A 2,570-nucleotide genomic window follows, 5' to 3' on the forward strand; every position below is an offset into this window, starting at 1 on the left:
TCGGTGAGGTCTCCACGCGCCATGGCGAAGGGGTACCAGGATCGCCGGCCAAAGCGCAGCAAATCCCTCTGATCTCAACTCCGTACAGGCCCTAGCCGTGGAGCAACGGGCCGCGGGCGTGTTCAACATCGTCGACGACGACCCGGCCCCCGCCCGCGAGTGGCTGCCCTACCTGGCAGCGTGCGCGGGCGCCAAGCCCCCGATGCGGATCCCCGCCTGGCTGGCCCGGCCGCTGGCCGGAAGGACGGCGGTGATGATGATGACCCAGGGGCGCGGCTTCTCCAACGCCAAGGCCAAGCGGGAGCTCGGCTGGCAGCTGCGCTACCCCTCCTGGCGGCAGGGCTTCAAGGAAGAACTGTCCTGATCCCGCCGGGGCATGCAGGGGCCCGGCACGGGTCACGCGATACGCAAGCAAGGAGAGGGAGACCTCGTGATACTCGTAACCGGTGGCACCGGAAACGTCGGTGCCGACATCGTGGACCAACTGCTCGACGCGGGGGAAAGGTACGCGTCATGACGCGTGATCCCAGCGGCCGTTCCTTCCCGGGCGGCGTCGAGGTCGTGACCGGCGACCTGACCCGGCCGGAAACCCTGCCGGAGGCGCTGTCCGGTGCCGACCGGGCATTCCTGTTTCCCGTCTTCGACGGGGTCGACGGCTTTCTTGCAGCGGCGCGGAAAGCCGGCCTGAGGCACGTCGTGCTGCTGTCCTCCTCGACCGTCACGTTCCCCGAACTGGGCTGGGTCGGCGGGCAACACCTCCGGCTGGAGCGGGCCGTGGAAGCCTCCGGGCTTCCGCGGACCTTCGTACGTCCCGGCGCGTTCATGACCAACGATCTCGTGTGGGCACCGCAGATCATCGACGGCGGAGTCGTCCGCGGTGTGTACGGCGACGCCGGACTGGCCCCGGTCGACTCCCGCGCCATCGCCGCGGTCGTCGTACGCGCGCTCCTTGACGAGCGGATCGGAGAGGCATACATGCTCACCGGCCCGCAGTCGCTGACCCCGGTCGAGCGCGTGCGGATCACCGCGCAGACGATCGGGCGCCCGTTGCGGTTCGAGGAGCAGCCCCGCGAGCAGTTCCAGAAAGAGATGCTCCGCCACGGGATGCCAGCGCCAGTGATAGCCGAGCTCATGGACGGGCTCGCGGTGAGGGGCGGCAAGAACGACCCGGTGCTGCCGACGGTGGAGGAGGTGACCGGGCGACCGGCCTTCACATACGCGCAATGGGTCGCGCACCGCGCTGCCGCCTTCGGCTCGGCACCCGCCTGACCACGGCTGCCCGGCCACGCACTCTCGTGCGTGCGCGGCCGGGCCCAGTGGCAGGCGGGGACAGCCGGGCCATCGAAGCCGAAGGGTGACCGGCTCACCAGCGGCGGGCGGCCGTCCTCGCCTCCGCGCCCAGGAAGGCCACGCGGCCAGGCAGGGGTGGATGTCAGTTCTGGGGCCGGCGGGCCCGGTTGGTCTCGCGGACGACCGCCCAGGCGTCGGCCACCGGGCCCAGGTGCCGCAGCTTGTCGGGGTTGATCACGGCTCGGATGGTCTGGATCTGCCCGTCCGAGATGTCGAGGGTCAAGGTGTTGACGATCCTGCCGTCCCGGTCGCGGAAGATCGCGCCTGGCTGGCCGTTCACCTCGTGCGGCTCCACGAGGCCGCCGATCAGGATGAACCGTGCGACGAACGCGGCCAGCATCCGGGCCACGTTCTCGGCGCCGAAGACGCCCGTGCCCCACAGCGGAGCCTTGCCGCCGCTGTCGCCGACCATCTGCACGTCGGCGGCCGGCAGCTCGCGCAGCCCGGCCACGTCGCCTTCGCGGAAGGCGGCGAAGAAGCGTCCCGCCAGTTCCTCCCGCTCCTGGCGATCGGCGGCGAAGCGGGCGCGGCCGGCGTCCATGTGGCGGCGTGCTCGTACGGCGAGCTGGCGGCAGGCCGCCTCCGAACGGCCGACCGCGGCGGCGACCTCGCCGAAGCCGAACCCGAACACCTCGCACAGCACGAAGACCGCCCGCTCCAGCGGGCTGAGCCGTTCCAGCAACAGCAGGGCCGCCATCGACACCGTGTCGGCCGCTCCGCCGAGCGCTCGGGGTCCTCGTACGGGTCGGCCAGCAGCGGCTCAGGGAACCACTGCCCCGGCATACTCCTCCCGCCGCATGCGTGCCGAGCGCAGCACGTCGATCGCGATTCGCGACACCATGGCCGACAGGAACGCCTTGGCCGACGCGGGCCGGGTCGGGCAGGCCCCGTAGCGCAGCCAGGTCTCCTGGACGGCGTCCTCGGCCTCGCTCACGCTGCCCAGGATCCGGTAGGCGATGGAGAACAGCAGCGGCCGTAGCTCCTCGAACTCCCGGGTCCGGCTCACGCGGGCTCCTTCCTGCTGCCGTGCCGCCAGGGCCGGCAGAGCACCCGCCGCGCCTCGTGGCGCCGCTCCCTCAACGCCGCCCCGGCCTTTCCGGCCTCATCGGCCATGAACTCCCGCACGGTCACGTCCACGGACGTGGTGTATGAATCGATCTTCGCGTGATCCTGTTTCTGCAGGTTAAGCGGTAAGTGTCTGCGGGAGCGGGTTCTGAGCT

General features: G+C 71.0%; 5 protein-coding genes. 2 read left to right on the plus strand and 3 right to left on the minus strand.

Annotated features, from left to right (window positions below):
* Positions 1–97 precede the first annotated feature (97 nt).
* Complete coding sequence (locus AB0I79_RS63230; protein ID WP_357896354.1) at positions 98–364, plus strand: hypothetical protein; 267 nt, start codon at positions 98–100, stop codon at positions 362–364.
* Entirely contained in the window at positions 364–1,269 is a 906-nt protein-coding gene (locus tag AB0I79_RS63235) for an NAD(P)H-binding protein (protein ID WP_357896367.1), read from the plus strand. The genes AB0I79_RS63230 and AB0I79_RS63235 overlap by 1 nt, the downstream gene beginning before the upstream one ends.
* Positions 1,270–1,432: 163 nt before the next feature.
* On the opposite strand, the gene AB0I79_RS63240 is transcribed toward AB0I79_RS63235, so the two are convergent.
* From AB0I79_RS63240 to AB0I79_RS63250, 3 genes are all read right to left on the minus strand, one after another.
* Entirely contained in the window at positions 1,433–2,047 is a 615-nt protein-coding gene (locus tag AB0I79_RS63240) for a sigma factor-like helix-turn-helix DNA-binding protein (RefSeq protein WP_357896357.1), read from the minus strand.
* 63 nt (positions 2,048–2,110) lie between these two features.
* Entirely contained in the window at positions 2,111–2,356 is a 246-nt protein-coding gene (locus AB0I79_RS63245) for a sigma factor (protein ID WP_357896359.1), read from the minus strand.
* A complete protein-coding gene (locus tag AB0I79_RS63250; protein ID WP_357896363.1) occupies positions 2,353–2,487 on the minus strand; it encodes a hypothetical protein in 135 nt (44 codons plus the stop codon). The genes AB0I79_RS63245 and AB0I79_RS63250 overlap by 4 nt, the downstream gene beginning before the upstream one ends.
* Between the last annotated feature and the right edge of the window lie 83 nt (positions 2,488–2,570).

It is taken from the genome of Nonomuraea sp. NPDC050202, assembly GCF_040656115.1.
GTDB lineage: Bacteria > Actinomycetota > Actinomycetes > Streptosporangiales > Streptosporangiaceae > Nonomuraea.

What these genes read in the sequence shown, in the direction of transcription:
- AB0I79_RS63240 (WP_357896357.1), bottom strand. Translation starts at nt 2,047, where the DNA reads ATGGCGGCCCTGCTGTTGCTGGAACGGCTCAGCCCGCTGGAGCGGGCG.